This is a genomic window from Mesorhizobium sp. LNHC221B00 (assembly GCF_000502935.1).
Lineage (GTDB): Bacteria > Pseudomonadota > Alphaproteobacteria > Rhizobiales > Rhizobiaceae > Mesorhizobium > Mesorhizobium opportunistum.
Genome location: NZ_AYWR01000017.1, coordinates 1 through 26,239 on the forward strand (window position 1 = coordinate 1; position 26,239 = coordinate 26,239).

General features: G+C 63.6%; 24 protein-coding genes and 1 pseudogene. 13 read left to right on the forward strand and 12 right to left on the reverse strand.

Going from position 1 to position 26,239, the window contains the following annotated elements; genetic code table 11:
• The 5 genes from phnK to phnG all read right to left on the reverse strand — a co-directional run.
• Positions 1 to 614: phosphonate C-P lyase system protein PhnK (gene phnK / locus X741_RS145890; RefSeq protein ID WP_023779215.1), on the reverse strand; the 614-nt coding region annotated here is incomplete at its 3' end.
• Positions 611 to 1,522 carry an alpha-D-ribose 1-methylphosphonate 5-phosphate C-P-lyase PhnJ gene (locus X741_RS145885; protein ID WP_023779216.1) on the reverse strand — a complete coding sequence of 304 codons (912 nt, stop codon included), beginning with the start codon at positions 1,520 to 1,522 and terminating at the stop codon, positions 611 to 613. The genes X741_RS145885 and phnK, both read right to left, overlap by 4 nt.
• Entirely contained in the window at positions 1,519 to 2,631 is a 1,113-nt protein-coding gene (locus X741_RS145880) for a carbon-phosphorus lyase complex subunit PhnI (RefSeq protein WP_023779217.1), read from the reverse strand. Before X741_RS145880 ends, X741_RS145885 begins: the two co-directional genes overlap by 4 nt.
• 1 nt (position 2,632) lies before the next feature.
• Entirely contained in the window at positions 2,633 to 3,244 is a 612-nt protein-coding gene (gene phnH / locus X741_RS145875) for a phosphonate C-P lyase system protein PhnH (RefSeq protein ID WP_023779218.1), read from the reverse strand.
• Positions 3,244 to 3,705: a phosphonate C-P lyase system protein PhnG gene (phnG, locus tag X741_RS145870; RefSeq protein WP_023763987.1), complete on the reverse strand. Its 462-nt coding sequence runs from the start codon at positions 3,703 to 3,705 to the stop codon at positions 3,244 to 3,246. Before phnG ends, phnH begins: the two co-directional genes overlap by 1 nt.
• A 138-nt stretch (positions 3,706 to 3,843) precedes the next feature.
• On the opposite strand from phnG, the gene phnF reads away from it, so the two are divergent.
• Complete coding sequence (gene phnF / locus X741_RS145865) at positions 3,844 to 4,593, forward strand: phosphonate metabolism transcriptional regulator PhnF (RefSeq protein WP_023779219.1); 750 nt, start codon at positions 3,844 to 3,846, stop codon at positions 4,591 to 4,593.
• Between the two features lie 142 nt (positions 4,594 to 4,735).
• Here the strand turns inward: phnF and X741_RS145860 are convergent, their stop codons facing one another.
• From X741_RS145860 to X741_RS01000000167050, 6 genes and pseudogenes are all read right to left on the reverse strand, one after another.
• Complete coding sequence (locus tag X741_RS145860) at positions 4,736 to 5,779, reverse strand: zinc-binding alcohol dehydrogenase family protein (RefSeq protein ID WP_023779220.1); 1,044 nt, start codon at positions 5,777 to 5,779, stop codon at positions 4,736 to 4,738.
• A 73-nt stretch (positions 5,780 to 5,852) separates the two neighbouring features.
• Positions 5,853 to 6,821 carry an ABC transporter permease gene (locus X741_RS145855; protein WP_013892935.1) on the reverse strand — a complete coding sequence of 323 codons (969 nt, stop codon included), beginning with the start codon at positions 6,819 to 6,821 and terminating at the stop codon, positions 5,853 to 5,855.
• A complete protein-coding gene (locus X741_RS145850) occupies positions 6,818 to 8,371 on the reverse strand; it encodes a sugar ABC transporter ATP-binding protein (protein WP_023779221.1) in 1,554 nt (517 codons plus the stop codon). Before X741_RS145850 ends, X741_RS145855 begins: the two co-directional genes overlap by 4 nt.
• 192 nt (positions 8,372 to 8,563) lie before the next feature.
• Complete coding sequence (locus X741_RS145845) at positions 8,564 to 9,556, reverse strand: ABC transporter substrate-binding protein (RefSeq protein ID WP_013892937.1); 993 nt, start codon at positions 9,554 to 9,556, stop codon at positions 8,564 to 8,566.
• Positions 9,557 to 9,889: 333 nt separating this feature from the next.
• Entirely contained in the window at positions 9,890 to 10,888 is a 999-nt protein-coding gene (locus X741_RS145840) for an aldo/keto reductase (protein WP_023779222.1), read from the reverse strand.
• A 63-nt stretch (positions 10,889 to 10,951) separates the two neighbouring features.
• Positions 10,952 to 12,464, reverse strand: a pseudogene (locus X741_RS01000000167050) (altronate dehydratase family protein).
• A 248-nt stretch (positions 12,465 to 12,712) separates the two neighbouring features.
• Here X741_RS01000000167050 and X741_RS145835 point away from each other — a divergent pair.
• From X741_RS145835 to gndA, 6 genes are all read left to right on the forward strand, one after another.
• Positions 12,713 to 13,612, forward strand: coding sequence for a GntR family transcriptional regulator (locus X741_RS145835; RefSeq protein WP_023779223.1), 900 nt, complete (start codon positions 12,713 to 12,715; stop codon positions 13,610 to 13,612).
• Between the two features lie 120 nt (positions 13,613 to 13,732).
• Positions 13,733 to 14,086, forward strand: coding sequence for a DUF2946 family protein (locus tag X741_RS145830; protein ID WP_023779224.1), 354 nt, complete (start codon positions 13,733 to 13,735; stop codon positions 14,084 to 14,086).
• 97 nt (positions 14,087 to 14,183) lie between these two features.
• Entirely contained in the window at positions 14,184 to 14,720 is a 537-nt protein-coding gene (locus tag X741_RS145825) for a copper chaperone PCu(A)C (protein WP_023779225.1), read from the forward strand.
• A gap of 38 nt (positions 14,721 to 14,758) precedes the next feature.
• On the forward strand, positions 14,759 to 15,277 hold the full coding sequence (locus X741_RS145820; RefSeq protein WP_023779226.1) for a YcnI family protein: 519 nt from the start codon (positions 14,759 to 14,761) through the stop codon (positions 15,275 to 15,277).
• Between the two features lie 55 nt (positions 15,278 to 15,332).
• Complete coding sequence (locus X741_RS145815; RefSeq protein ID WP_023779227.1) at positions 15,333 to 16,970, forward strand: copper resistance CopC/CopD family protein; 1,638 nt, start codon at positions 15,333 to 15,335, stop codon at positions 16,968 to 16,970.
• A 127-nt stretch (positions 16,971 to 17,097) separates the two neighbouring features.
• The gene (gndA, locus tag X741_RS145810; protein WP_023779228.1) at positions 17,098 to 18,525 is read left to right on the forward strand and encodes an NADP-dependent phosphogluconate dehydrogenase; all 1,428 of its coding nucleotides are present in this window, start codon (positions 17,098 to 17,100) and stop codon (positions 18,523 to 18,525) included.
• Here the strand turns inward: gndA and X741_RS145805 are convergent.
• Entirely contained in the window at positions 18,522 to 19,574 is a 1,053-nt protein-coding gene (locus X741_RS145805; protein WP_023779229.1) for a LacI family transcriptional regulator, read from the reverse strand. The genes gndA and X741_RS145805 overlap by 4 nt on opposite strands.
• A gap of 401 nt (positions 19,575 to 19,975) precedes the next feature.
• On the opposite strand from X741_RS145805, the gene X741_RS145800 reads away from it, so the two are divergent.
• From X741_RS145800 to X741_RS145775, 6 genes are all read left to right on the forward strand, one after another.
• Positions 19,976 to 21,214, forward strand: coding sequence for an ABC transporter substrate-binding protein (locus tag X741_RS145800; protein WP_023764000.1), 1,239 nt, complete (start codon positions 19,976 to 19,978; stop codon positions 21,212 to 21,214).
• A gap of 88 nt (positions 21,215 to 21,302) precedes the next feature.
• On the forward strand, positions 21,303 to 22,196 hold the full coding sequence (locus X741_RS145795) for a sugar ABC transporter permease (RefSeq protein ID WP_023764001.1): 894 nt from the start codon (positions 21,303 to 21,305) through the stop codon (positions 22,194 to 22,196).
• 34 nt (positions 22,197 to 22,230) lie between these two features.
• Entirely contained in the window at positions 22,231 to 23,124 is an 894-nt protein-coding gene (locus X741_RS145790; protein WP_224687468.1) for a carbohydrate ABC transporter permease, read from the forward strand.
• Positions 23,125 to 23,126: 2 nt separating this feature from the next.
• Positions 23,127 to 24,224 carry a sn-glycerol-3-phosphate ABC transporter ATP-binding protein UgpC gene (ugpC, locus tag X741_RS145785; protein WP_023764003.1) on the forward strand — a complete coding sequence of 366 codons (1,098 nt, stop codon included), beginning with the start codon at positions 23,127 to 23,129 and terminating at the stop codon, positions 24,222 to 24,224.
• Positions 24,225 to 24,273: 49 nt separating this feature from the next.
• Positions 24,274 to 25,020 carry a sugar phosphate isomerase/epimerase gene (locus X741_RS145780; RefSeq protein WP_023779230.1) on the forward strand — a complete coding sequence of 249 codons (747 nt, stop codon included), beginning with the start codon at positions 24,274 to 24,276 and terminating at the stop codon, positions 25,018 to 25,020.
• A gap of 11 nt (positions 25,021 to 25,031) precedes the next feature.
• On the forward strand, positions 25,032 to 26,174 hold the full coding sequence (locus X741_RS145775) for a Gfo/Idh/MocA family oxidoreductase (RefSeq protein WP_023779231.1): 1,143 nt from the start codon (positions 25,032 to 25,034) through the stop codon (positions 26,172 to 26,174).
• The last annotated feature ends 65 nt before the right edge of the window (positions 26,175 to 26,239 follow it).

Sequence of the window (26,239 nt, forward strand, 5' to 3'; positions counted from 1 at the left end):
GCCGCGAGACCGAGATCGGTGACCAGCCCGCGCAGGAGGTCGAGCAGGCGGGCCTGGACCGAAACATCGAGGCCACCGGTTGGCTCGTCCATGAACACCAGCCGTGGTCCCGTGACGAGATTGCGGGCGATCTGCAAGCGCTGGCGCATGCCGCCGGAAAAGGCGCGGGGCTCGTCGTCGATGCGGTCTTGCTCGATCTCGACGCGCGACAGCCAGTCGACGGCGGTGGCGCGGATCTTGCCATAGTGGCGGTCGCCGACCGCCATCAATCGTTCGCCGACATTGGCGCCGGCAGACACCGTCATGCGCAGGCCATCGGCGGGGTTCTGATGGACGAAGCCCCAGTCGGTGCGCATCAGGAAGCGGCGCTCGGCCTCGCTCATGCGGTAGAGCTCGCGGAACTGGCCGTCACGCATGCGGTAGCTGGCGGTGCCCGATGAAGGCAGCAATCGCGTCGACAGGCAGTTGAGCAGCGTCGTCTTGCCGGAGCCGGATTCGCCGACCACAGCCAGGACCTCGCCCGGCCAGAGGTCGAACGAAACATTGTCGCAGCCGACGCGCGAGCCGTAGAATTTGGAGAGCGCCGAGACGCGCAGCAGTGGTTCGTCGGTCATTGCGCCGGCTCCAATTTTTCCGAGACGGAATGGGTTTCCGGAGCAAGGTGGCCGCGATGGCCGTCGGCCCGCCGCTTCTCGCAATAATCGGTGTCGGAGCAGACGAACATGTGGCCGCCATGGTCGTCGAGAATGACCTCGTCGAGATAGACATTCTCGGCCGCGCACAGCGCGCAGGGCTGGTCGAAGGTCTGGACTTCGAATGGATGATCCTCGAAGTCCAGGCTGACGACCTCGGTGAACGGCGGCACCGCGTAGATACGCTTCTCGCGGCCGGCGCCGAACAGCTGCAGGGCCGGCGAGCGGTGCATCTTGGGATTGTCGAATTTCGGCGTCGGCGACGGGTCCATCACGTAGCGGCCCTCGACCTTGACCGGATAGGCATAGGTGGTGGCGATGCGGCCGTGCTTGGCGATGTCCTCGTAGAGCTTCACATGCATGAGCCCGTATTCCTCCAGCGCATGCATCTTGCGTGTTTCAGTCTCGCGCGGTTCGAGGAAGCGCAGCGGTTCGGGGATCGGCACCTGATAGACCAGCACCTGGCCCGCCGTCAGTGGATGCTCGGGGATGCGGTGGCGGGTCTGGATGATGGTGGCGCTGGCGGTATCGGTCGTGACGGCGACATTGGCGACCTTCTTGAAGAAGGCGCGGATCGAGACCGCGTTGGTGGTGTCGTCGGCGCCCTGGTCGATGACCTTCAGGACATCGTCGGGGCCGATAATCGAGGCGGTGACCTGGACGCCCCCTGTGCCCCAGCCATAGGGCATCGGCATTTCGCGCGAGGCGAACGGCACCTGGTAGCCGGGGATGGCGATGCCCTTGAGGATCGCTCGGCGGATCATCCTTTTGGTCTGTTCGTCGAGATAGGCGAAGTTATAGGTGGCGATGTCGGTCGATTGCGTCGTCATTCCGCCGCCTCCTTCTTCTCGTCCTTCGTCATCGGATTTTCGCGGGCCTCATACTCGGCGCGCATGCGGCGCACGAGGTCGAGTTCGGCCTGGAAGTCGACATAGTGCGGCAGCTTCAGATGCTCGACGAAGCCGGTCGCCTGGACATTGTCGGAATGCGAGATGACGAATTCCTCGTCCTGGGCGGCGGCAACGACGTCCTCGCCCAGTTCCGAGGCGCGCAGCGCGCGGTCGCAGAGCGCCATCGCCATCGCCTTGCGCTCGCTCTGGCCGAAGACGAGACCGTAGCCGCGGGTGAACTGCGGCGGCGCCTTGGCCGAGCCCTTGAACTGGTTGACCATCTGGCATTCGGTGACGCGCACGCTGCCGAGCGGCACCGCGAAAGGCAGTTCGGGCACGTCGAGCTCCAGCTCGACCTCGCCGATGCGGATTTCGCCGACAAAGGGGTGGTTGCGGGCATAGCCGCGCTGGGTGGAATAGCCGAGCGCCAGCAGGAAGCCCTCATCGCCGCGCGACAGCGCCTGTAGGCGGATGTCGCGCGCCATCGGGAATTCCAGCGGCTCACGGGTGATGTCGCCGGGGACATGGTCCTGCGGCATCTCGCCATCCGGCTCGATCAGGCCTTCGCGGGCGAGGATCGCCGAGACGCGCGGCATCGCCTGCGCTTCCGTCTCGCGCTGCAAGGTCGCGGCGACCTCGGCGCCGGCGGCAAGCTCGGGATCGAGCAGCCGGTGGGTGTAGTCGAAGGTGGGTCCAAGCAACTGGCCGCCGGGCAGGTCCTTGTAGGTTGCCGACACGCGCCGCTCGACCCGCATGGCGCCGGTGTCGATCGGCTTCGAGTAGCCGAAGCGCGGCAGTGTGGTGCGATAGGCGCGCACCAGGAAGATCGCCTCGATCATGTCGCCGCGCGCCTGGACGATGGCGAGCGCGGCGAGTTCGCGGTCGTAGAGCGAACCCTCGCTCATCACCCGGTCGACGCCGAGCGCCAACTGCTCGACGATCTGGTCTAGGCGAAGCGCGGGCACCGAACGGTCGCCGCGCCGACGATCGGCAAGCAAGCTGTGGGCATTGGCAATTGCGGCCTCGCCGCCTTTTACCGCGACATACATCCTAGGCCTCCATCGTCTTGATGCGCGTCGTGCGCGGCAGGCAGGCCACGCCTTCCGATGTGGCGAGGATGATGTCGACGCCGCGTGGAAAGCGCTGATTGTTTTGCTTCCACTGCTCGACAAAATGGCGCGGCATCTGCGCCGGCGCGATGGTTGCACTGGTTTCGATGCCCGGCCCACCAAGCAACAGCGGGGTCCCTGACACGAGATCGCCGACCTGCAGGATTAGCGTGGTCGAACGGTCGGGATAGTCCTGCGTTCCCTGCGAAAAGCCGTCGATCGCCATCATCTCGGCGGGCGTGGCGATGAAGGCGAAATGCGCATCGGCTGGCGTGTTGGCCAGCGGCGCGCCGGTGTGGAAGCCGAGCCAGGAGCCGATCGCGGCGGAGGCGTGCAGGGCGGGATCGAGCCAGAGCGGCGTGTCGTTATCGCAGAGCGTCAGCGCGATGGCGCCGGCTGTTGCCGAGAGCGGTGCCGGCGGGCGGGCCAGGACCGGCAAGGGCTGCACGCTGCCCGGCCGCGCCATGGCGTCCATGATCGCGCGGAACACCGCTTGGGCGTTGAAAACCGGATCGGCGAAACCGCCTTCGATCGATTGCGCTGCGATCTCCATCAATCTTCTCCGCGAACCATGGTGAAGAAATCCACCTTTGTTGCCGCCGTCTCGGCGCGGCGTTTCTCCTGGGCGGTGGCCAAGGCGGATTGCAGAGGCGCAATCAGCCGGGTCTCGACCTCGGCGCGGCGGGCAGGGTCCTGCCACAGCGCGTCGGCTATTGCCGCCAGCTTGGCCTTTTGCTTGTCGCGGCCAAGCGCGTAGCAATGGCCAACCTGTCCCGACGGCAGGCGGACGGTGGCACGGGTGACCGTTGCCTCACCGACATTGAAGGGCGCGCCGCCACCGCCGATGCGGCCGCGCAACGTCACCAGCCCGGTCTCGGGGCCACGCAGCAATTCAGCCTCCGAAGGCAGCCCGGCCTCGTTCCAGAGCCGGACGATGTCATCACCGCTGGATTGCGCCAGCGTTGCCATGGCGGCTTTGCGCCCCGCCTGGTCGCGGGCTTCCTGTCCTCGCATCAGCAGCATTCCTCTTTGGTAAATTTGTCTATTGATATAGACAACCATACAAATTATACATATTACCTAACGCGAGTCCATGACGGGTGCGTGACAAGTCATGAAGGCTGGGGCGACAGAAGCTGGGTGGGGCAAGTCATGATTGGGCAGATGGCGGCTGACGGCATCGAGCGGCGCAGCGGCGTTTCGCTGTGGCGGCAGATCGCCGACAAGATCCTGCACGCGATCGCCATCGGCGATTTCGCCGAGAATACGGCTCTGCCGCCGGAGGTGGCGCTGGCCGAGCGCTATGGCGTCAACCGCCACACAGTGCGCAGCGCCATATCAGCCCTCGTCCAGGAAGGGGTGCTGCGGGCCGAGCAGGGGCGCGGCACCTTCGTGCTGTCGCGCAAGCGGCTGTCCTATCCGATCGGCGCGCGCACCCGCTTCTCGACAGGCCTGCAAGGGCAGACGTCGGAGCGGCACACCGTGCTGCTGGCTTCCTCGGTCGAGCCGGCCAGCCAGCGCGTCGCCGAGGGTCTTGGCTTGGCCAGGGACGCCGAGGTGATAAGGCTGGAGACGCGCGGCGAAGCAGATGGCCGGCCGGTGTCGCGCGCGGCCAGCTGGTTCGATGCCAGGCGCTTTGCCGGCATCGACAAGGCCATGGCGCAAACCGGCTCGATCACCGCGTCGCTGATGCGTTTCGGCATTGACGATTATCTCCGGCAATCGACCGTGCTGTCGGCGCGCCACGCCGATGCGGGCGACCTTGCCGATCTCGGCCTGCAGCCGGGTGCCATCGTGCTGGTCACGGTCGCCGTCAACGTCACGCCTGACGGCCAGCCGATCCAGTTTTCCGAGACGCGTTTCTCGGCCGAGCGGGTGGAGCTTAAACTGTCGGCGCTGTAGGAAGTGCCGGCGTTATACGAGACCGTGATCATCTGGCTCACGCTGACATCAGCCCAACTCGGTCGCGTTCACTTGTCAGCGGCGGCGCATTTGAGGGCCGCCTTCCCCCACTCCGTGGGGGTCGACGTTGCGCGGAGCGTCGTCAATTCGGGCCGGGCTCTGCCATGTTATGACCCACCTCGATCACGGCCTTGATCAGGCCGGATTTCTCATGCGCCCAGCGGGCGAGATCGCGCGGCGTATCGTCGAGCGATGTGCGGTGGGTCACGAGCTTGGCCAGCGGCACCGCACCGTTGCGGATCGAGGCAGCGACATGGTCGAAGTCAGCGCGCAAGGCATTGCGGCTGCCGACCAGCGTCATCTCGCGCTTGTGGAATTCGGGGTCGGAAAAGACGATGTCGTCCTTGACGACGCTGACCAGCACCAATGTGCCGCCATGGGCGACATGGGCGAAGGCCGACTGCACCGACCGGGTGTTGCCGGTGGCGTCGAAGACCACGTCGAAACCTTCGCCTGATGTCGCGTCCCTGACCAGATCGGGCACTGCGCCGCGCGAGCCGTCGAGGGTCTTGAAGCCGAGTTCGGTTGCGGCGAAGGCAAGTCTCTCGCCGCTCATGTCGAGCAGCGTCACGTCGAGCCCTGCGATGCGGGCGAAGATGGCGGTGCCGAGGCCGATCGGGCCGGCGCCGATGACCAGCGTGCGGGCGCCGGGATCGGCGCGTGAGCGCCGCACGGCATGCGCGCCGATGGCCAGGAATTCGACGGCGGCGGCATCCGCCAACGACAGGCCGTTCGCCGGGTAGAGATTTTGAGCCGGGACAAGAATGTTTTCGCACATGGCGCCGTCGCGATGGACGCCGAGCACCTCGATCCTGACGCAGCAATTCGGCTTGCCGTGCCGGCAGGCGATGCATTTGCCGCAGGACAGATAGGGATTGATGACGACCGGCTCGCCAAGGGCCAAGTCGACGCCTTCGCCGGCCTCGACGATCGTTCCCGACACTTCGTGGCCCATGATGCGGGGATAGGCGAGGAACGGGTGCTTGCCTTCGAAGATGTGATAATCGGTGCCGCAGATGCCGACATGGCTGACCGCGACCAGCGCCCAGCCGGCTGGGGGTGCTCCTGGCGCCGGGCGATCTTCCAGGACAAGCTCGCCGGGCGAGCGGCAGACGACGGCTTTCATGCTTTCAATCCAGTCGGTCATGAAGTCGCCGGCCCATCTTTGATGCGCGCCGGCGACCAATTTCAGTGGCGGGTCATTTGCCACCGCGGCGGCGCAGGCCGTCGAAATAGACGATGACGATGATCAGAACGCCGGTGATGATGCGTTGCCAGAAGGCGTTGACGTTCAACAGGTTTGCGCCGTTGTTGATGGTGGCGAGAATGAAGGCGCCTAGCAGCGGGCCATGCACCGAGCCGACCGCGCCGAACAGCGAGGTGCCGCCGATCACCGAGGACGCGATCGCCTGCAGCTCCCAGCCCTCGGCCTGGGTCGGATTGCCGATGCCGATGCGCGAGGCCAACAGCACGCCGACGAAGGCAGCGCACAGACCCGACAGCGTGTAGGCCATATAGATGGTGCGCTGGACGTTGACGCCCGACAGGCGCGAGGCTTCGGCGTTGGAGCCGACCGAGAAGAGATAGCGGCCCCAGCGGCTGTGATGCAGGAAGACATAGGCCGGGATGCCGACCAGGATGACCATCCAGAACAGATTGGGGACGCCGAGGAAGGAGTTGCGCGAGAATACCTGGAAGGCATCGTTGTTGATCGAGATCGAGTTGCCGTTGGTCATCAGAAGGCCGATGCCGCGCAAGGATGTCAGCGTAGCCAGCGTGATGATGAAGGGCGGCAGCCCCATCTTGACGATGCCAAAACCATGGAACAGGCCGATGGCGACGCCCACCAGCAGCGTGATCAGAATGGCGAGGAACACTGGTATTCCGGCATTGATCAGCATCGCCGCAATGACGGTGGCGAAGCCGACGACGGCGCCGACAGAGAGGTCGATGCCTCCGGTGATGATGACGAAGGTCTGGCCGACAGCCAGGATGGCGATCATCGAGCCCTGGCGCAAGAGGTTCGAGATGTTGTTCGCCGAGGCGAAGCTCGATGTCGATAGCGACAGGATGACCCACAGCAGCACCAGCAGCGCCAGCAGTGTCAGTCCGAACAAGGCGTTGTAGTTGCGCTTCGGTTTTTCAGCAGGAATCGCCTCGGTGCTCATATCTGTCCTCCCAGCTTTTCTTGTTTCTCGGCGAGCGCCTGAGTGAGAATTTCCTCGTGATCGGCGGTGCGGAACCCGTGTGTCGCCACCAATTTGCCGCGGCGGAACACATGCAGCGTGTCGGCAAGCTCATAGACTTCCGGCAGATAGGAGGAGATCAGGATAATGCCGGCACCCTTCGACAAGAGCGCGCTGAACAGGCGATAGATCTCGGCCTTGGTGCCGACATCGACGCCGACCGTCGGCTCGTCGAAGATGAACAGCTTGGCGCCATGCGCCAGCCATTTGCCGATGACGATCTTCTGCTGGTTGCCGCCCGACAGGCTGGAGGCCAGTGCATTGCGCGTCGGCGTCTTGATCCTGAGATCGGCGATCTGGCGGTCGGCCTGGGTTTTTTCCTGCACGCCGGAGATCAGCAGATTGTTCGAGATGCGCTTGTAGATCGGCAGGTTGAGATTGAAGCCGACCGGCAGATTGAGACAGAGGCCCTGATCGCGGCGGCTTTCAGGCGCCAGCGCCATGCCGAGCCTGATCGCGTCGTGCTCGGAATTGACCAGAACGTCCTTGCCTTCCCACAGGATATGGCCGGCCGATTTGCGATGGCGGCCGTAGAGGGTGGTGACGAATTCGCTGCGGCCGGCGCCGATCAGGCCGTAGAGTCCGACGATCTCGCCGGCGCGAACCATCATCGAGATATTTTCAAACCCCTTGCCGGACAGGTTGCGCGCTTCGACGATCGCTGCCCCCGGGGTGAAATGCTCCTTGTGGTAGATCTGCTCGATCGAGCGGTTGATCATCAGCTTGACCAGTTCGGCGTCGTTGGTCTCGGCGATGTTCCTGGTGCCGACCAGCGTGCCGTCGCGCAGCACGGAGACGCGATCGGCGAGTTCGAACACTTCCTCCATGCGATGGCTGATGTAGATGATGGTCACGCCTTCGGATTTCAGCCTGCGGATCAGGGTGAAGAGCTGGTCGGCCTCCTTGCGGGTCAGGTAGGCGGTCGGCTCGTCGAAGATGAGGAATTTGGTGCCGCGCACGGTGGCGCGGGCGGCGGCGATCAGTTGCTGCTGGCCGATGGTGAGGTCGCCGAGCACGACATGCGCCGGCAGGTCGAAGCCGAGATCGTCGAGAATCTTCTGTGCTTCCTTGACCATGGCGCGCTGCTGCAGGATGCCGAAGCGCGAATTCTCCTCGCCGAGGAACATGTTGGCGGCGACGGTCAGATGGCGGCAGAGCACGACTTCCTGGTGGACGGCATTGATGCCGAGCGCCATCGCCTCATGGGGGGTCTCGAGTGCGGCCGGTTTGCCTTCCCAGATGACCTCACCCGAGGTGCGCGGCATGACGCCGGTCAGAAGCTTGATCAGAGTGGATTTGCCGGCACCGTTCTCGCCGACGATGGCGTGAATCTCACCCGCCTTGAACGCGAGGGTCACCGGTTTCAGCGCATGGGTGCCAGGATACTTCTTCTCCAGCCCCTGTAGTTCCAGGATCGTCCTGCCGGGCTCCAGAACGGGAGCAGGGTGCAGGTCTTGCGCCGTCGATGTCATGACAATCCTCCCAAAATGGGCCTCCCAAATGGGCCTCCGAGACTGGCTTCCCAGACCGGCCTCACGATTTGGCACGCCGCGAGGCTCTTGAACGCCCGCTGAGGCAGCCTAGCCCAGGCTGACGGATTTCCAAGCTATATGACTGTCGTTTCCGGGGCACCAGGCCCCGGAAACTGTGCGGCTGTACCGATGCTAGAGCTTCGGATTAAGCAGCGCGTCGATCTTGGGATCCTTCATGTTGGCCTTGGTGACGAGGTTGGCGCCGGTGTCGACATTGGCTTCGACCTTTTCGCCCTTCGAGGCGGCGAGCGCGGTCTTGATGCCATCATAGCCCATCCGGTACGGATCCTGGACAACGAGGCCGGAAATGACGCCGTCGTTCAAGAACTTGATCAGCTTCTCGTCGCTGTCGAAGCCGATCAGCCCGACCTTGCCGGCAAGGTTGTTCTCGGCGATCGCCTGGCCGACGCCCTGCGCCATGATCAGGTTGGACGCGAAGATGCCCTTCAGGTCCGGATTGGCGGTGATCAGGTCGGTCGCGATGTTGAGGCCGGTCGTGGCCTGGCCGTCGGCATATTTGTCGGCGACCAGTTCAAGGCCGGGATACTTCGCCTTGAGCTGTTCCTTGAAGCCCTGGGCGCGCTGCTCGAGCGAGCCGGCGCCGGGCAGTGCGGTGATCAAGGCAACCTTGCCTTCCACCTTGCCGCCATTGGCCGCGCCGATGGCCGCCGCAAGACCGTCCGCTGCGACGCGGCCGCCCTGGACGTTGTCGGTGGTCAGGAACGAGGTGAAGGCCTTGGAGTCGGCGCTGGAGTCGATGCCGATGATCTTGACCTTGCTCGCCGCCTCGTCGATCGGCTTGCCGAGCGCCTTGGCTTCGGTCGGCGCGATGACGACGGCGGCCGGGCTGCCGGCCACGGCGTTCTCGAGGATCGAGATCTGGCCGTTGACGTCGGTTTCAGCCTGGGCGCCGAGTTCCGGCACGTTGACGCCGAGATCCTTGCCGGCCTTGCGGGCGCCGGCAAGCACGATCTGCCAGTAGAACGACGTGGTGTCCTTGACGATGATCGGAATCGTCACGTCCGCCGCCGAAACCGGCGCCGAATGCATGACGCCGGCGAGCATGGACGCCGCGGCCAGCGCCATGACGGCGCGGCGGTTGAGAATGCTGGTTACGAATTTCATAGGATCCTCCCTAAGTCGCCCGGTGAACGTTACGGAAGCTCCGTTCGGATAGGCGTGGCCCAAACAGAACTTTATCAATAAAAAACATTTACGCTGTTTTGATAGTGCATCGATCCGGCCGATGCAAGCGGTGTTTCGCGCCCGACCTCGGGCGAAGACACATTCACACGCCGCTCCTCCCCAAATGCAGCCAGAAGCTCCCGTTCCGTTCTGGGAACACATGGAATATTAATTCCATGTGTCAGTCAATATGGAATATTCATTCTTCATGCGAGGTCGCGGATTTGTGAAGCTGGGTCTGCCATTGACGGCATAACGGTGCGGATACCGGCTTCACGTCAGATCCTGGACCACGGTGTAGGGACGATATTTGGCGTATTCCGTCCCCGGCACGTCGATGTCGAGCAGTTCGAGGTTTCGTGTCAGGTTCGCCAGCTTGGCGGTGCCGGTCAGCACGGTAGCGACCGCTGGCTCGTGCAGGGGAAACTGGAATGCGGCGGCGGCCAGCGGGTAGCCGCCTTCGCCGGCAATCTTCTCCATGGCGTCGACACGGTCGAGCATATCGCGGTTGGCGGGCCGGTAGTCGAAATGCGCGCCTTGTACGGGCCCGGTCGCCAATATGCCGGAGTTGAACACGCCGCCGATGACAAGGGATGTCTGCTGCGCCCGGCACAAGGGCAGCAATTCGGCTTCCGCGCTGCGATCGAGCAGCGAATAGCGGCTGGCGAGCAGGATGCAGTCGAGCGGCGCCCGGCGCATCACGTCGAGGCAGATCTGGACCTCGTTGACGCCGAGCCCGTAGGCGGAAATCGTACCCGACCGCTTCAGCTCCTCGAGCGCCTTGAGGCCACCGTCCATCAACTGGCGAAAGTGCAGTTTGGTCTTCTCGACGCCGTGCGTGTAGGTGCCGATGTCGTGCACATAGAGGATGTCGATCTTGTTCAGGCCAAGCCGGGCATAGCTGAAGTCGACCGACCGCATGATGCCGTCATAGGAATAGTCGTAGTCGAGCGCGAAGGGCAGCGGATCGACATAGGAATGGTCGGGAACCTGGTCCTCGGGCACCGGGCGGAACAGGCGGCCGACCTTGGTGGACAGCACGTAGGAAACGCGGGGCTTATAGCGCAGGAAATCGCCGAAGCGCCGTTCCGACAGGCCGAAACCATAGAAGGGTGCGGTGTCGAAATAGCGCAAGCCCGCCTCCCAGGCGCCTTGCAGCGTCTCCATCGCCGCCTCGCGCGAACAGGCGCGGTAAAGGCCGCCGATCGCGGCGCCGCCGAAGCTGACTTCGGTGACCTCCAGCGCTGTCTGGCCGATGCGGCGTTTTTCCATGCACAACCTCCCCGTTGCCGGCCCTCATCCGGCCCGGCAAGTCTAGCAGATATTCAGTCGACGTTAGAGCGTCGCGCCGAGATGCCAGGGCACGAATTCGTTGTCGCCATAGCCAAAATCCTCGCTCTTGGTCTTGCGGCCCGAAGCCGTCTCGACGATCAGTTCGAAGATTTCGCGGCCCATGCCGGCGATGGTCTTTTCTCCCGAAGCGATGACGCCGCAATTGACGTCCATGTCCTCTTCCATCTGGTGATACATGGTCGAGTTGGTGGCGACCTTGATCGATGGTGTCGGCCGGCAGCCGAAGCAGGAACCGCGGCCAGTGGTGAAGACGATGACATTGGCGCCACCCGCGACCTGGCCGGTGGCCGAGACCGGGTCGTATCCAGGCGTGTCCATGAACACCAGTCCGTTGCCGGTGACTTTCTCGGCATAGCCGAAGACACCGTTGAGCGACGTCTGGCCGCCCTTGGCGACCGCGCCCAGCGACTTTTCCAGGATGGTGGTGAGGCCGCCGCGCTTGTTGCCGGGCGAGGGGTTGTTGTCGATCGAGGCGCCATGCTTGGCGACGTGGTCTTCCCACCACTTCACATAGCCGTCGAGTTTCTTGGCGACCTCGGGCGTCGCGGCGCGATAGGCGAGCAGATGCTCGGCGCCATAGATTTCGGNTTTCGGTGGTCTCGGACAGGATGCCGATACCGCCGACGCCGGCCAAGATGTCGACGGCCGCACCCAGTGCCGGATTGGCGGTGATGCCCGACATGCCGTCGGAGCCGCCGCATTGCAGGCCGACGACGATCTCGCTGACCGGGATCGGCTCGCGCTTCAACTGGCCGACTTCCTCGGCGATTTCGGCCAGCACGCCCATCGCCTTTTCGACCGATTTGCGCGACCCGCCGGCGTCCTGGATGTTGAAATGGCGCTTTCCCGCGGCCGCACCCTTCTGGCCGTAGAGGGTGAGCTGGTTGACCTCGCAGCCGAGGCCGACCATCAGCACGCCGCCGAAATTGGGATGTCGGGCATAGCCGGCAAGCGTGCGGTGCAGCACCATCATGCCATCGCCGGTGCCGCTCATGCCGCAGCCCTGGCCGTGGACGATGGGCACGAAGCCGTCGATGCCGGGATATTTCGGCAGCAAGGTCCGGTTGGCGGTGTCGGCGATGGAATGGCAGACAGTGGCCGAGCAATTGACGCTGGCGACGATGCCGATGAAGTTGCGCGTGCCGGCACGGCCGTCGGCGCGCCGATAGCCCATGAAGGTGCGGGCGCGATCGGCTTCGGTCGCGTGTTCGGCCTCGCTCGGCGGCACCACCGGCAGACGGCCGGCCTCGAATACCAGATTGTGCGAATGGACGTGCTCGCCCGGCGCGATGTCCTGCGTGGCGCGGCCGATCGCCTGGGCGTATTTGACCACCGCGGAACCGGCGGGAATGGGCTTGATCGCGACCTTGTGGCCGGGTTCGATGACGGAGCTGGCAAGCGCGCCGCCTGGCAGCACGGTGCCCATTTCGATGCGGCCATTGGCAACCGCGACATTGTCGGCGGGGGACAGAAGAATGGTGTTTGAGGCGTTCACGAGCGTTTCCTGGGTGATCCTGGGATGCGCGGGCGGATTGACACGCGCCTGTTAAGAGTTAATGTCTTTTATCGGGAAAAAACAGTTTTGCGTCAATTGTTTTTTCGTGGCGGCTCCGCCTTGGATGAGTGGTGCTGCAACCGGTGGGCGAGCCTCTGGCGAAAGCGATTCCGCTTTTCAGGGTCATGTGAACGTCATATTGCGCTTCAAGCCGGCAGCCGCAAGCGCCGGCATGATTGGGTCAGGGGATGTCGAAGAGCAATAACGTCTACAAGGATGCCTACAACAGGTGCCTCCGGCTGCTCGACGAGACGCGCAGCCTGCCGTCGGAGCCTGAGTTGGGCGCGCTGCTCGGCGTCAGCCGCACGACCGTGCGCAGCATCCTGACGCGCATGGAAGAAACCGGGCTGATCGCCTGGAACAAGCGTGCCAAGACGGTGCTGCGCGATCCGCGTCCCGATGATTTCTTCCCCGAGGAAGAGACCGACACGCTGGCCGAGATCATCGAGCGGTCCTTCATGCGGCGGCTGCTCGCCAGCGGCGCCGAGGCCGGCATGCAGATCAACGAGCTCGAACTGGCGCGCGAGATCGGCGTCGGCACCACCAGCGTGCGCGAGTTCCTGATCCGCTTCTCCCGCTTCGGCCTGATCGAGAAGCGCCGCAACAGCCATTGGGTGCTGAAGGGCTTTACAAGGGCCTTTGCACTCGAACTGACCGAAATCCGCGAGATGTTCGAAATGCGCTCGGCCGCCGCCTTCGCGGCGCTGCCACAGGACAGCCCGGTCTGGGCCGATCTCGATCGACTGGACGGGGAGCATCGTCTCCTGGCAAGCGAGATCGCGACGCGCTTCAACGAGTTCTCCGAGTTGGACGAGCGCTTCCACCGGCTCATCCATCGTGCCTCGCACAACCGCTTCATCGTCGATTTCTACGACGTCATCGCCATGATCTTCCACTACCACTACCAATGGAACAAGGCGCAGGAACGCGAGCGCAATGAAGTCGCGGTCGGCGAGCATCTTGCCTATATCGAGGCGCTCAAGTCGCGCGATCTCGGCAAGGTCGACGCCGCCTGCCGCAAGCACCTGAAGTCGGCGCGCCAGACATTGCTGACCTCGATCCCCGAAAGCCGGCCGCAAAAATCCTGATCGTGCCGTGTTGCCGCAGTCTGGATTTGGCGATTTTCGACCTTCTGTGAGCGTGATAGGTATCTCTCCAGATGGTTTGAACAGGCAAGTCGTTTGAACAAGAAGGGGAGACGGTGGAGCATGCCGGTCGCGCTTGTCGCGGCCTATCTGCTGCTGCTCCAGTCGACGCTCGGCGCATTCGCCTTCGGCATCGGGCCGAACGCCGCGCAGCTCGATGCCTTCGGCAACGTCATCTGTACCCACGATGGCGCCACGCAGCTTCCTGGCGAGGACCAGCACCCATCTCATTTGCCGGCCTGCTGCACGCTTGGCTGCAGCATGTTTTCGTCCGTTCATGCGCCGCCGCCCGACACCGGCCTGGGGTTGGCAGGCCTGGCCTTCGAAGCGGTCGCCTTCGCCTTTCCGGCAAGCATCCATCTCGACTTCGCCCGCGAGCGCTCGCCGTCGAATCCCCGCGCGCCTCCGGCGGCCTGAGCTTGTTCGCCCGGTGGAACCTTTCGCGGGCGCACCCATCCAAAGATCAAACTGTTCGCGGCCGGCATCGGCGCGATCGCCAATTCATGGAGCAACCATGTCTTATTCCCTCCACATCGTGACGGACATCATGTTCGGCCGCATCCTCTCGCGCTTGCGTGAAAAATTCGGCATTGCAGCACTGGCCTTCGGGCTTGTGCTCCTGGGCGCCCAGGCCGTCCTGGCGCACGAGTTCAAGGTCGGCGACCTCGAGATCGGACATCCCTGGTCGCGCGCCACGCCGGCCGGCGCCAAGGTGGCCGGCGGCTATTTCACCATCACCAACAAGGGCAGCGCATCGGACCGGCTGCTGTCGATTTCCTCCGACGTCTCTGAAAAAGCCGAGCTGCATGAAATGGGCGTCAAGGATGGCGTCATGACCATGCGGCCGGTTACCGGCGGCTTGGAGATTCCGGCCGGCGGCAAGGTGGCGCTGGCGCCCGGCGGCTATCATCTGATGTTCATCGGCCTGAAGCGGCAACCCAAGCAGGGCGAAAAATTCTCCGCCACGCTGACTTTCGAGAAGGCCGGCACCGTCAGCGTCGAGTTCGCGGTCGAGGGCATGGGCGGCGGCATGGACGACCACGCCAATTGATCCTGCCAGTTCTACAATTTGAGATCAGAGGGACCATCATGAACAAGTATCTCTTGGCGGCCGGCGCACTTCTGGCGCTGGGGACGAATGCCGCCTTCGCGCACATTACGCTCGAAACCCAGGAAGCGGCCGTCGGCTCGACCTACAAGGCGGTCCTGCGCGTGCCGCATGGTTGCGAGGGCAAGGCGACGACCGCCGTGCGCGTGCAGATTCCGGAAGGGGTGATCGCGGTGAAGCCGATGCCGAAGCCCGGCTGGACGCTGCAGACCAAGAAGGGCAAATACGAAAAGTCCTACCAGCTCTACGGACAGGCGGTGACCGATGGGGTCAAGGAACTCGACTGGAGCGGCGGCAGCCTGCCGGATGAATTCTACGACGAGTTCGTCTTCCGCGCGACGCTGACGGCGGAGCTGCCCGTCGGCCAGAAACTCTACTTCCCGGTGGTGCAGGAATGCGACGGCGCCGCCGACCGCTGGATCGAAATCCCGGCGGCGGGGCAGGATGAAGACGCGCTGGAGAATCCGGCGCCCGGCATCAAGCTGTTGCCGAAGAAATGATCCCCTGGCGGCGCACTCCGTCCGCAAAGTGCGCCGCCGGTTCGATGGCGGTGGCATGAGCGCTATATTTCCACTTCAAAGGACCGCACTGACCGGCAAGCGCGTCGGCTGGACCGCCGGCGGGCTGCTCGCCGTGGTCATGGCGCTTATCGTCATGGCCTCGACAAATCAGGCTTTTGCCCACGCAGCGCTGATCAAGACCGATCCGGCCGATGGCGCCGTGCTGGCGCAGGTTCCGGCGCGGTTCTCGCTGACCTTCAGCGAGCCGGTCTCGCCACTGGTGCTGACCTTGGTGAAGCCCGACGGCACGCCGGTTCCGTTGACCGATTTCCGCCTCAGCGACCAGACTGTCGAGATCGGCAATCCGCAGGCACTCAAATCCGGCACGCATGTGCTGAGCTGGCGCGTCATTTCCGCCGATGGCCATCCGGTCGGCGGCTCGCTGCTGTTTTCGATTGGCGCGCCAAGCGAGCCGCCGGTCGTGTCGGAAGCGGTCGACTGGCCGCTGCGGTCGGCGATCTGGATCGGCAAGATCTTCCTCTACACAGGCCTTTTCCTCGGTGTTGGCGGAGCCTTCGCGCTTGCCTGGCTGGCCGGTGAAGCACGAGCCGGTCAGCGCTTCGTCACGGCCGCGGTCCTGTGTGGGCTGGTGGCGGCGCCGCTTTCGCTGGGCTTTCAGGGTCTCGATGCGCTCGGGGCGCCGCTCTCCCATCTGGCACAGCCCGTCATCTGGAGAACCGGGCTTGGCACCAGCTTCGGCTGGACGGTGCTGATCGCCCTGATCGCACTGGGGCTTGGCCTGCTTTCGCTGGCCGGACCGCGCGTGGTCGCCAGGCCATTCGCCCTTGCGGGCCTCGCCGGTGTCGGCGTTGCGCTTGCCGCCAGCGGCCATGCCAGTGCGGCCGAACCGCAATGGCTGACGCGGCCGCTGGTGTTCCTGCACGGCATCGGCATTGCTTTCTGGGCCGGCGCCCTGGTACCGCTCGGCCTGGCGCTAAAGGGTTCGTCCGCACATGCGGCACCCTTCCTGCGCCGGTTTTCGCGCCTGATCATGCCGGTGGTGGCCGTGCTTGCCGTGGCCGGCGTCGCACTGGCGGTCATCCAGGTGCAGACGCCCGTTGCGCTGGTCGACACCGCCTATGGTCGGCTGCTGCTGGTCAAGCTCGCGCTGCTGGTCTTTCTGTTCACGCTGGCCGCCGTCAACCGCTGGAGACTCACCGCCTCGGCCGAGGCGGGATCGACGGAGGTGCAGCGCCGGCTCACCCGTTCGATCGGCGTCGAAATTCTGATCGTGCTGGCGATCTTCGGCGTTGCCGCGGGCTGGCGCTTCACGCCGCCGCCAAGGGCGCTCGCGATCGCGGCGGCGCAGCCGGTCTCGGTTCACATCCACGCGCTGCAGGCGATGGCCGATCTCAGCATCACCCCCGGCCATGCCGGACCGGTTGCCGCCTCGATGATCATCATGAGCGGCGATTTCGGGCCGCTCGATGCCAAGGAAGTGACGCTGGTCCTGTCGAAACCCGATTCCGGCATCGAGCCGCTGAAGCGAGCGGCGACCAAGCCCGGCGACGGCAGCTGGCGTGTCGACAACCTGGTCATTCCGGTTCCCGGCCGCTGGACGGTGCGCCTCGACATCCTGGTCTCGGATTTCGACATGGTGAAGATCGAGGCGCCGGTGGATATCAGGCCGTAGGGCCGAGCACCCCGACCGGAGCTCGGCGCAACACAATTCGGCGAGGCGGTTGACGCGACCCGCAAGGCCCGTCAATCATCGTTCGCAAAACGCGGTCTCAACAAAATCCGAAAGCAGGGAAGAAACGATGGAAAAAGCCGAAATCGGCCTGATCGGCCTTGGCACGATGGGTTCCAACCTGGCGCTCAACATTGCCGAGCATGGCCACCGCATCGCCGTCTTCAACCGCACAAGGGCACGAACCGACGCTTTCGTCGAGAATGCCGGTGCGCTCAGGGATATGGTTGTTCCCTGCTACAGCCTGGACGAGCTCGCCGCCGCGATCCGGCCGCCGCGCCCGATCATCATCATGGTGCTGGCCGGCAAGCCGGTCGACGAACAGATCGAAGCCCTGCGCGGCGTGCTGTCGGCCAACGACATCGTCATCGATGCGGGCAATGCCAATTTCCGTGACACGATGCGGCGCTTCTCCGAGCTTTCGGGCTCGGGCCTGACCTTCATCGGCATGGGCGTGTCGGGCGGCGAGGAGGGTGCGCGCCACGGGCCGTCGATCATGGTCGGCGGCACCGAAGATAGCTGGAAGCGTGTCGAGAAGGTGCTGACCGCGATCTCCGCCAAGTTCAAGGACGAGCCGTGTGCCGCCTGGCTCGGCACCGACGGCGCTGGCCATTTCGTCAAGACCATCCACAATGGCATCGAATATGCCGACATGCAGATGATCGCCGAGATATACGGCATCCTGCGCGATGGCCTGGGCATGGGGCCGAAAGACATCGGCACAGTGTTTGAAACCTGGAACAAGGGCCGGCTCAATTCTTACCTGATCGAGATCACCGCCAAGGTGCTGGCCGCCGACGATCCGAAGACCGGCAAGCCGGTGGTCGACATCATCCTCGACCGCGCCGGCCAGAAGGGCACCGGCAAATGGTCGGTCATCGAGGCGCAGCAGCTCGGCATTCCTGCGACCGCGATCGAGGCGGCGGTGGCGGCGCGCGTTCTGTCGTCGATCAAGGACGAGCGGCAGGCGGCGCAAAAGGCCTATGGCAACATCGGCGTGACGAAGATTTCCGGCGACAAGGATGCGCTGCTGAAAGACCTCGAACTGGCGCTGTTCGCCGGTAAGATATCCGCCTACGCGCAAGGCTTCGCGGTGATGAGCGGCGCCTCGAAGGAGTTCAACTGGAACCTGCCGATGCCGACCATCGCCAAGATCTGGCGGGCCGGCTGCATCATCCGCTCGCAGATGCTGGATACGATGGCCGAGGCTTTCGGCAGCAGCGGCGCTTCGACCAACCTTTTGATGGCGCCGGCCTTCATCACCATGATGCAGGAGGCGCACCCGTCGCTGCGGCGCGCCGTGGCCAGGGCTTCCGAGGCCGGCTCGCCGGTGCCAGCGCTGGCTTCGGCGCTTGCCTATTTCGACAGCTATCGCCAGGGCCGCGGCACCTCCAACCTGATCCAGGCGCAGCGTGACTTCTTCGGCGCGCATGGCTTCGAACGCATCGGCGAACAGGGCGCGTTCCACGGCCCATGGGGCAGCGGCGCCTCGGGTTAGTCGCCCGAACGCCTGTAAGCCAGGACTTCGCCCGGCACGCTGAGCGACTGCAGCGAGCCGGGCGCGGCGCCGCCGATCCAGCCGAGCACCGAGCGGGCGAGCTCGGAGCCCGCCAGCCGGAAGTTCTCGTTGACGATCAGCAGTTCCGGCCGGAACAAATGCAAAAGGTCCGACGACTGCTTGGAGACGATGTCGACGTCACGACCGAGCTTGAGGCCAGCATCCTCGATGCCGGCGACGAGCGCGAGCGTCGCGGCGGCGGCGCTGCTGACGAAGCCGTCCGGCCTGACGTCGCGGCGCATCAACTGCGCGGTCCTCGTCCTGATCTGCTCGATCGACTGATCGATCGACACGGTGCTGAACGGGATCTCGCTGGCGCCGACCTCGCTCAGTGCGTCGGCAAAGCCGTTGACGGTGTGGCTGTGATAGGTCAGCCCGACCGGGGGCGCAAGCAAAGCGAGCCTGCGGCGGCCAATGCCGGCCAGGCGCCGCACGGCTTCCACCGCGAAGGCGTAGTTGTCGAAATCATGATAGGGATGAACCAGCCCCATCTCGGTGCGTCCATGCGTGGCAAAGGGAATGCCATGTTCCAACATGTAGCGCGCCCTGGCGTCGTTCGGCTGCGTGCGTGAAATGATGACGCCGTCGGCGGAACCGGTCTCGACCAGATAGCGTATGGGGTCGAGCGGATCCTGAGAGCGCGAATAAGGCGTGACGATCAGGTGATAGGGCGTGTCGGCAATGACCTCAGAGACGCCGTATATGATGTCGGAGACAAAACTCATGATCTCCTGCTCGGTGTTGAGCACGAGGCTGATGACATTGGTCTTGCCGGTGCGCAGTCGCACACCGGCGCGGTTCGGCCGGTAGCCGATCTGCTTGGCGACCAACTGGACGCGGCGCCTAGTCTCGGCGCCGATCTCCGGAGCATCCTTCAAGGCGCGCGAGACGGTGGTGACGCCGAGCCCGGTCATGAAGGCAAGCGTCTTCAACGTCGGCCGCCCTTGCGCCGACGCCTCGTCATTCTTGTCCGTACGCCGTCTGTCCATTCGTCCCGCCCGTCAGGCGCATAGCAGCCGCAGGCTGGGTCGGCAATCGCCGTCATTGCGATACGATATGCGCTCCAGCCAGAATTGGCTCAATATACTGAAACGTTACAGATTGCCAATGTCGCCACGCCGAGCGTGTCCGAGAGGTGATGGCGCCTTTTGCGAAACCCCTTGGGATTCAAGAGGAAAATGCCTTGATCACGGATTTTTGCCGGCTTATGCACTGTTTGGTGTTTTTGCGTCGCAGCGATCTATGCTGCGGTGCACATCGACACGGGTTTTCGACAGAATTTGTTCATGGCTCGAAAAAATGTCGGAGCCCGTTTGCTCAAGGGGTTGCGCCATCCGCGCAATTGCCGTATCGAAAATCTGTAACGTTTCAGATTCTGGGAGGAACCGAAATGCGATACAAACTTTTGACCGCCGCGCTGGCGGCAACGGCCGCTCTGCAGTTCGCCGGCCAAGCCGCCGCGACGGACCTGGAAGTCACTCATTGGTGGACCTCCGGCGGCGAGGCGGCGGCGGTCGCGGAACTCGCCAAGGCTTTCGACGCCACCGGCAACCATTGGGTCGATGGCGCCATTGCCGGCTCCGGCGGCACGGCGCGGCCGATCATGATCAGCCGCATCACCGGCGGCGATCCGATGGGCGCCACCCAGTTCAATCACGGCCGGCAAGCGGAAGAGCTGGTGCAGGCCGGCCTGATGCGCGACCTCACCGATGTCGCCACCAAGGGCAAATGGACCGAGGTCGTGCGGCCGAAGAGCCTGCTCGACAGCTGCACCATCGACGGCAAGATCTATTGCGTGCCGGTCAACATCCACTCCTGGCAGTGGCTGTGGCTGTCGAACGCCGCGTTCGAGAAGGCCGGCGTGCCGGTGCCGAAGAACTGGAATGAATACGTCGCCGCCGCCCCGGCGCTGGAGAAGGCAGGCATCGTGCCGCTCGCGGTCGGCGGGCAGGCCTGGCAGTCGTCCGGCGCTTTCGACGTGTTGCTTGCCGCGGTCGGCGGCACCGACACCTTCCTCAAGGTCTACAAGGACAAGGACGCCAAGTTCGCCGCCGGTCCCGAGGTCGCCAAGGTGTTCAAGGCGGCCGACGATGCGCGCAAGATGGCCAAGAATACCAATGTGCAGGACTGGAACCAGGCCACCAACATGGTCATCACCGGCAAGGCCGGCGGCCAGATCATGGGCGACTGGGCGCAAGGTGAATTCCAGGTGGCCGGCAAGACCGCCGGCAAGGACTATACCTGCCTTCCCGGCCTCGGCCTGAATGAGGTCATCGCCACCGGTGGCGATGCCTTCTATTTCCCGCTGCTCAAGGATGCCGACAAGTCCAAGGCGCAGGAAGTGCTGGCCGAGACATTGCTCGATCCCAAGACCCAGGTCGCCTTCAATCTCAAGAAGGGCTCCCTGCCGGTGCGTGGCGACGTCGACCTCAACGCGGCCAACGACTGCATGAAGAAGGGCCTCGCCATCCTGGCCAAGGGCGCCGTCATGCCGTGGACAGACCAGCTGCTTTCGCAGGACAGCCAGAAGCAGAAGGAGGACCTGTTCTCCGAGTTCTTCGCCAAGCCCGAGATGACGCTCGAAGAGGCACAGAAGCGCTTCGCCGACATCATCGCGACGGCGGACTGATATCGCAGGCAAATTCCCTTCCTCCCGGCTTGGTGCAAAACCAAGCCGGGAGCCCGCCGCCCTTACCCGATCCAGCATGGCTGTACCGATGAGCAAGAGCGAACGCCCCATTCGACTGTTTCGCAACTTGAATGCGAAGATCGCCTCGATCCCGATGATCCTCACCGCGCTGGTGGTGTTCGTGGGCGGCACGGCGTGGACTGTGCTCTATTCCTTCACCAATTCGAAGCTGCTGCCGCGGCTGAATTTCGTCGGCCTCGACCAATATCACCGGTTGTGGGCGACTCCGCGCTGGCTGATTTCGATCGAGAACCTTCTTATCTATGGCGTGATCTCGCTGGTGTTCTCGCTGGTGATCGGCTTCATTTTGGCCGCTCTGCTCGACCAGAAGATCCGTTTCGAGGACACGTTCCGCACGATCTTCCTCTATCCCTTCGCTCTCTCCTTCATCGTCACCGGTCTTGTATGGCAATGGCTGCTCAATCCGGATTTCGGTATCCAGGGCGTGATACGAGGCCTTGGCTGGACAAGCTTCAATTTCGATCCGCTCTACAATTCCAGCATCGTCATCTACGGCATATCCATCGCCGCGCTGTGGCAAGGCACCGGGCTGATCATGTGCCTGATGCTGGCCGGCCTGCGCGGCATCGACGAGGACATCTGGAAGGCGGCGCGGGTCGACGGGATACCGATGTGGAAGACCTATCTGTTCATCATCATCCCGATGATGCGACCGGTCTTCATCACCACCCTGGTCATCATCGCATCGGGCATCGTCAAGGTCTACGACCTGGTCGTCGCCCAGACCAGCGGCGGGCCTGGCATCGCGTCGGAAGTGCCGGCAAAGTATGTCTACGACTACATGTTCTTCGCCCAGAACCTCGGCCAGGGTTTTGCCGCCTCGACCATGATGCTGCTCTCGGTGATGATCGTCATCGTGCCGTGGGCCTATCTCGAATTCGGAGGCAGGAAGCGTGTCTGATCATGCCGTTTCCCTGTCCGCACCGCCCGGCACCATTCGAGCCGATGCCTCGGAACCCAATGGGCCGAAGCCGCGTCACATGTTCTCGCGCCGCAACATCTTCCTCTATGGCACGCTCATCCTGGTGGCGCTCTACTACCTCTTGCCGCTCTATGTGATGATCGTCACCTCGCTCAAGGGCATGCCGGAAATCCGCCTCGGCAACATCTTCTCGCCACCGCTCGAGATCACCTTCGAGCCATGGGTCAAGGCGTGGTCGACGGCTTGCACTGGGCTCAATTGCGACGGGCTTTCGCGCGGCTTCTGGAACTCGGTTCGCATCACCGTGCCCTCGGTGATCCTGTCAATCGCGATAGCCTCCGTAAACGGCTATGCGCTGGCCAACTGGCGCTTCAAGGGCGCCGACACGTTCTTCATCATCCTCATCGTCGGTGCGTTCATTCCCTATCAGGTGATGATCTATCCGATCGTCATCATCCTGCGCGAGATCGGACTCTATGGCAGCCTCAGCGGCTTGGTCATCGTCCATTCCATTTTCGGCATGCCGATCCTGACGCTTCTGTTCCGCAACTATTTCACCTCCATGCCGGAGGAACTGTTCCGGGCGGCGCGTGTCGATGGTGCCGGCTTCTGGGGCATCTACCTGCGCATCATGGTGCCGATGTCGCTGCCGATCTTCGTCGTCGCCGTCATCCTGCAGGTGACCGGCATCTGGAACGACTTCTTGTTCGGCGTCGTCTACACCCGCCCCGACACCTATCCGATGACGGTGCAGCTCAACAATATCGTCAACTCGGTGCAGGGCGTGAAGGAATACAACGTCAATATGGCGGCTACGATCCTGACCGGGCTGGTCCCGCTCGTCATCTACTTCATTTCCGGCAGGCTTTTCGTGCGTGGCATTGCCGCCGGCGCGGTGAAAGGGTGATGATGGCAGAAATTGAAAATCCCAGCGTATCGATCCAGAACCTGTCGCTGAACTACGGCGCGGTGTCGGTTCTGCAGACGCTCAATCTCGATATCGCCGATGGCGAGTTCATCGTGCTGCTGGGACCCTCCGGATGCGGCAAGTCGACCTTGCTCAACTGCATTGCCGGGCTGCTCGACATCTCGAAGGGCCGCATCTTCATCAAGGGCAAGAACGTCACCTGGGAAGAGCCCAAGGACCGTGGCATCGGCATGGTGTTCCAGTCCTACGCGCTCTATCCGCAAATGACGGTGGAGAAGAACCTGTCCTTCGGCCTGCGTGTCGCGGGCCTGCCCAGAGGCGAGATCGCCAAACGCATCGCGCGCGCCGCCGAGATCCTGCAGATCGAACCGCTGCTGCAGCGCAAGCCCTCGGCACTTTCCGGCGGCCAACGCCAGCGGGTAGCGATCGGGCGGGCGCTGGTGCGCGATGTCGACGTTTTCCTGTTCGACGAGCCGCTGTCCAATCTCGATGCCAAACTGCGCTCGGAACTGCGCGTCGAGATCAAGCTTTTGCACCGCAGGCTGCAGAACACCATGATCTACGTCACGCACGACCAGATCGAGGCGATGACCCTGGCCGACCGGATCGCGGTGATGAAGGGCGGTGTCATCCAGCAGCTCGATGCGCCGCAGACCATCTACAACCGCCCGGTCAATCGCTTCGTGGCGGGCTTCCTCGGTTCGCCGGCGATGAATTTCGTCGAGGGGCGGCTGGAGAAGCGCGGTGACGGCTGGTTCTTTGTGGCCGAAGATCTCAATATTCCACTCGGCACCTATCAGTTCGACGGGCAACCGGAAGCCGGTCCAGCCGTGTTCGGCATCAGGCCTGAGCATGTCAGCCTCAACAGCGGCACGGGCTGGCCGTTCTCGACAGCGGCCAATGTCGAGGTGGTCGAACCGATGGGCTCCGACACGCTGGTGTGGCTGAAGCTTGCCGAGCAGAAATTCAGCGTCCGGGTCACCTCGGAACGCACGCCCAAGAACGACGAGGCGGTGACGGTGGGCTTCGACCCGATGCGAGCCTCGCTATTCAACGCCGAAACCGGCAGCCGCATCTAACGCCCGAATAACCATCCCCAAAGCAAAACAGGCAAAACGGACAAAGACGATGAACTGGTCATTCCAACTTTACAGCGCCCGCAATTTCCAGCCCTGGGAAGGCGTGCTCGAGACACTCGGCAAGCTCGGCTATACACAGGTCGAAGGCTTTGGCGGCGTCTATGACGATCCCAAGGCCTTCCGCGCCGAACTCGACAAGAACGGACTTGCCATGCCGACCGGGCATTTTTCCATCGATGCGCTGGAGAACGACTTCGGCGGCGTGCGCAAGATCGCCGATGCGCTCGGCATCAAACTCTTGATCTGCCCCTATCTGATGGCCGAGGACAGGCCGTCCGACAGCGCCGGCTGGCGCGGCTTCGGCGAGCGCCTGGCCAAGGTCGGCGAGGTGGCGTCGAAGGCCGGCTACGGCTTTGCCTGGCACAACCATGATTTCGAGTTCAAGGCACTGGCCGACGGCTCGGTGCCGCAGGATCACATCCTGTCTTCCGCCCCTGATGTCGGCTGGGAGATGGACCTTGCCTGGGTGGTGCGCGGCGGCGCCGATCCGTTGCCCTGGATCGAAAAGCACGGCAAGCGCATCGTCGCCGTGCATGTGAAGGACATCGCCAAGCCGGGCGAGGGGCTGGACGAGGATGGCTGGTCGGACGTCGGCCACGGCACGATCGACTGGGCTGGCCTGATCAAGGTGCTGCGGGCCAAGAGCGCGGCAAAATACTTTGTCATGGAACAGGACAATCCCAACGACATCGAGCGCTTCGCCCGCCGCTCGATCGCAACCGTCAAGACCTACTAGGAACAATCACAATGGCAAAGAAATTGGGTATTGGCGTCATTGGCTGCGGCAACATCTCGAAGGCGTATTTTTCGCTGGCGCCGCTGTTTCGCGGCATCGAGATGCGCGCCTGCGCCGACATAAACATGGATGTGGCCAAGGCGCGGGCGAAGGAGTTCAAGCTGCGCGCCGAGACCGTCGAGAACCTGCTCAAGGCCGATGATATCGACATTGTCGTCAACCTGACGATACCGGCCGTGCATTATGAGGTGTCGAAACAGGTGCTCGATGCCGGCAAGCACGTCTATTCGGAAAAGCCGTTCGTGCTGTCGCTAAAAGAGGGCCTGGACCTCAAGGCGCGGGCGGAAAAGAAGGGGCTGCGCATCGGCTCGGCACCCGACACCTTCCTCGGCGGCGCGCACCAGCTGGTGCGTGAACTGATCGACGGGGGAAAGCTTGGCAAGATCACCAGCGGCACCTGCCACGTCATGGGCCATGGCATGGAGCATTGGCACCCCAATCCGGACTTCTTCTTCCAGCCGGGTGCTGGGCCGGTGCTCGATATCGGGCCGTACTATATCACCAATCTGATCCAGTTGATCGGACCGGTGAAGCAGGTGGCGGCCTTCGCGATAACCCCGGCCAAGGAACGGACGATCAGCTCAAAGCCGCGCGCGGGCGAAAAAATCCCGGTCAATACGCCGACCACCATCCATGGCCTGCTGGAGTTCGAGAATGGCGCCGTGGTGACGCTGAACACCAGCTGGGACGTCTGGGCTCACGGCCACGCGCCGATGGAACTCTATGGCGAAGCGGGGACCGTGTTCGTGCCGGATCCGAACTTTTTCGGTGGCGAGGTGCGCTTTACCACCGAGGGCAAGCCGGTCAAGAAGCTGCCGAAGTGGAAGCATCCGCTTGGCATTCCGAACGAAATGCACGGCCAGGGCCTGATGGCCAATTACCGCACCGCCGGCCTTGCCGACATGGCGCTGGCAATCGCCGAAGGGCGGCCGCACCGCTGCTCGATGGAACTGGCGCTGCATGCCGTCGATGTCATGACCGGCATATTGCGCTCCGGCGAGACCGGCAAATTCGTCGCCATGCAGACCACTTGTGAGCGGCCGGCCGCTCTTGGCGTCAAGGCAGCCAAGGAGTTGCTGGCGAAGACAAAGTAGGTGCAGGATTATCGATAATTTTGATTTACCCCCTCTCCCCGTTCGGCCGGGGAGAGCGTAAGGAG

Excerpts from the sequence above, each read along its gene's own strand:
- X741_RS145885 (WP_023779216.1), bottom strand. The coding sequence starts at position 1,522 with ATGACGACGCAATCGACCGACATCGCCACCTATAACTTCGCCTATCTC.
- X741_RS145880 (WP_023779217.1), bottom strand. The coding sequence starts at position 2,631 with ATGTATGTCGCGGTAAAAGGCGGCGAGGCCGCAATTGCCAATGCCCAC.
- phnH (WP_023779218.1), bottom strand. The coding sequence starts at position 3,244 with ATGGAGATCGCAGCGCAATCGATCGAAGGCGGTTTCGCCGATCCGGTT.
- phnG (WP_023763987.1), bottom strand. The coding sequence starts at position 3,705 with ATGCGAGGACAGGAAGCCCGCGACCAGGCGGGGCGCAAAGCCGCCATG.
- phnF (WP_023779219.1), top strand. The coding sequence starts at position 3,844 with ATGATTGGGCAGATGGCGGCTGACGGCATCGAGCGGCGCAGCGGCGTT.
- X741_RS145860 (WP_023779220.1), bottom strand. The coding sequence starts at position 5,779 with ATGAAAGCCGTCGTCTGCCGCTCGCCCGGCGAGCTTGTCCTGGAAGAT.
- X741_RS145855 (WP_013892935.1), bottom strand. The coding sequence starts at position 6,821 with ATGAGCACCGAGGCGATTCCTGCTGAAAAACCGAAGCGCAACTACAAC.
- X741_RS145850 (WP_023779221.1), bottom strand. The coding sequence starts at position 8,371 with ATGACATCGACGGCGCAAGACCTGCACCCTGCTCCCGTTCTGGAGCCC.
- X741_RS145845 (WP_013892937.1), bottom strand. The coding sequence starts at position 9,556 with ATGAAATTCGTAACCAGCATTCTCAACCGCCGCGCCGTCATGGCGCTG.
- X741_RS145840 (WP_023779222.1), bottom strand. The coding sequence starts at position 10,888 with ATGGAAAAACGCCGCATCGGCCAGACAGCGCTGGAGGTCACCGAAGTC.
- X741_RS145835 (WP_023779223.1), top strand. The coding sequence starts at position 12,713 with ATGTCGAAGAGCAATAACGTCTACAAGGATGCCTACAACAGGTGCCTC.
- X741_RS145830 (WP_023779224.1), top strand. The coding sequence starts at position 13,733 with ATGCCGGTCGCGCTTGTCGCGGCCTATCTGCTGCTGCTCCAGTCGACG.
- X741_RS145825 (WP_023779225.1), top strand. The coding sequence starts at position 14,184 with ATGTCTTATTCCCTCCACATCGTGACGGACATCATGTTCGGCCGCATC.
- X741_RS145820 (WP_023779226.1), top strand. The coding sequence starts at position 14,759 with ATGAACAAGTATCTCTTGGCGGCCGGCGCACTTCTGGCGCTGGGGACG.
- X741_RS145815 (WP_023779227.1), top strand. The coding sequence starts at position 15,333 with ATGAGCGCTATATTTCCACTTCAAAGGACCGCACTGACCGGCAAGCGC.
- gndA (WP_023779228.1), top strand. The coding sequence starts at position 17,098 with ATGGAAAAAGCCGAAATCGGCCTGATCGGCCTTGGCACGATGGGTTCC.
- X741_RS145805 (WP_023779229.1), bottom strand. The coding sequence starts at position 19,574 with ATGGACAGACGGCGTACGGACAAGAATGACGAGGCGTCGGCGCAAGGG.
- X741_RS145800 (WP_023764000.1), top strand. The coding sequence starts at position 19,976 with ATGCGATACAAACTTTTGACCGCCGCGCTGGCGGCAACGGCCGCTCTG.
- X741_RS145795 (WP_023764001.1), top strand. The coding sequence starts at position 21,303 with ATGAGCAAGAGCGAACGCCCCATTCGACTGTTTCGCAACTTGAATGCG.
- ugpC (WP_023764003.1), top strand. The coding sequence starts at position 23,127 with ATGGCAGAAATTGAAAATCCCAGCGTATCGATCCAGAACCTGTCGCTG.
- X741_RS145780 (WP_023779230.1), top strand. The coding sequence starts at position 24,274 with ATGAACTGGTCATTCCAACTTTACAGCGCCCGCAATTTCCAGCCCTGG.
- X741_RS145775 (WP_023779231.1), top strand. The coding sequence starts at position 25,032 with ATGGCAAAGAAATTGGGTATTGGCGTCATTGGCTGCGGCAACATCTCG.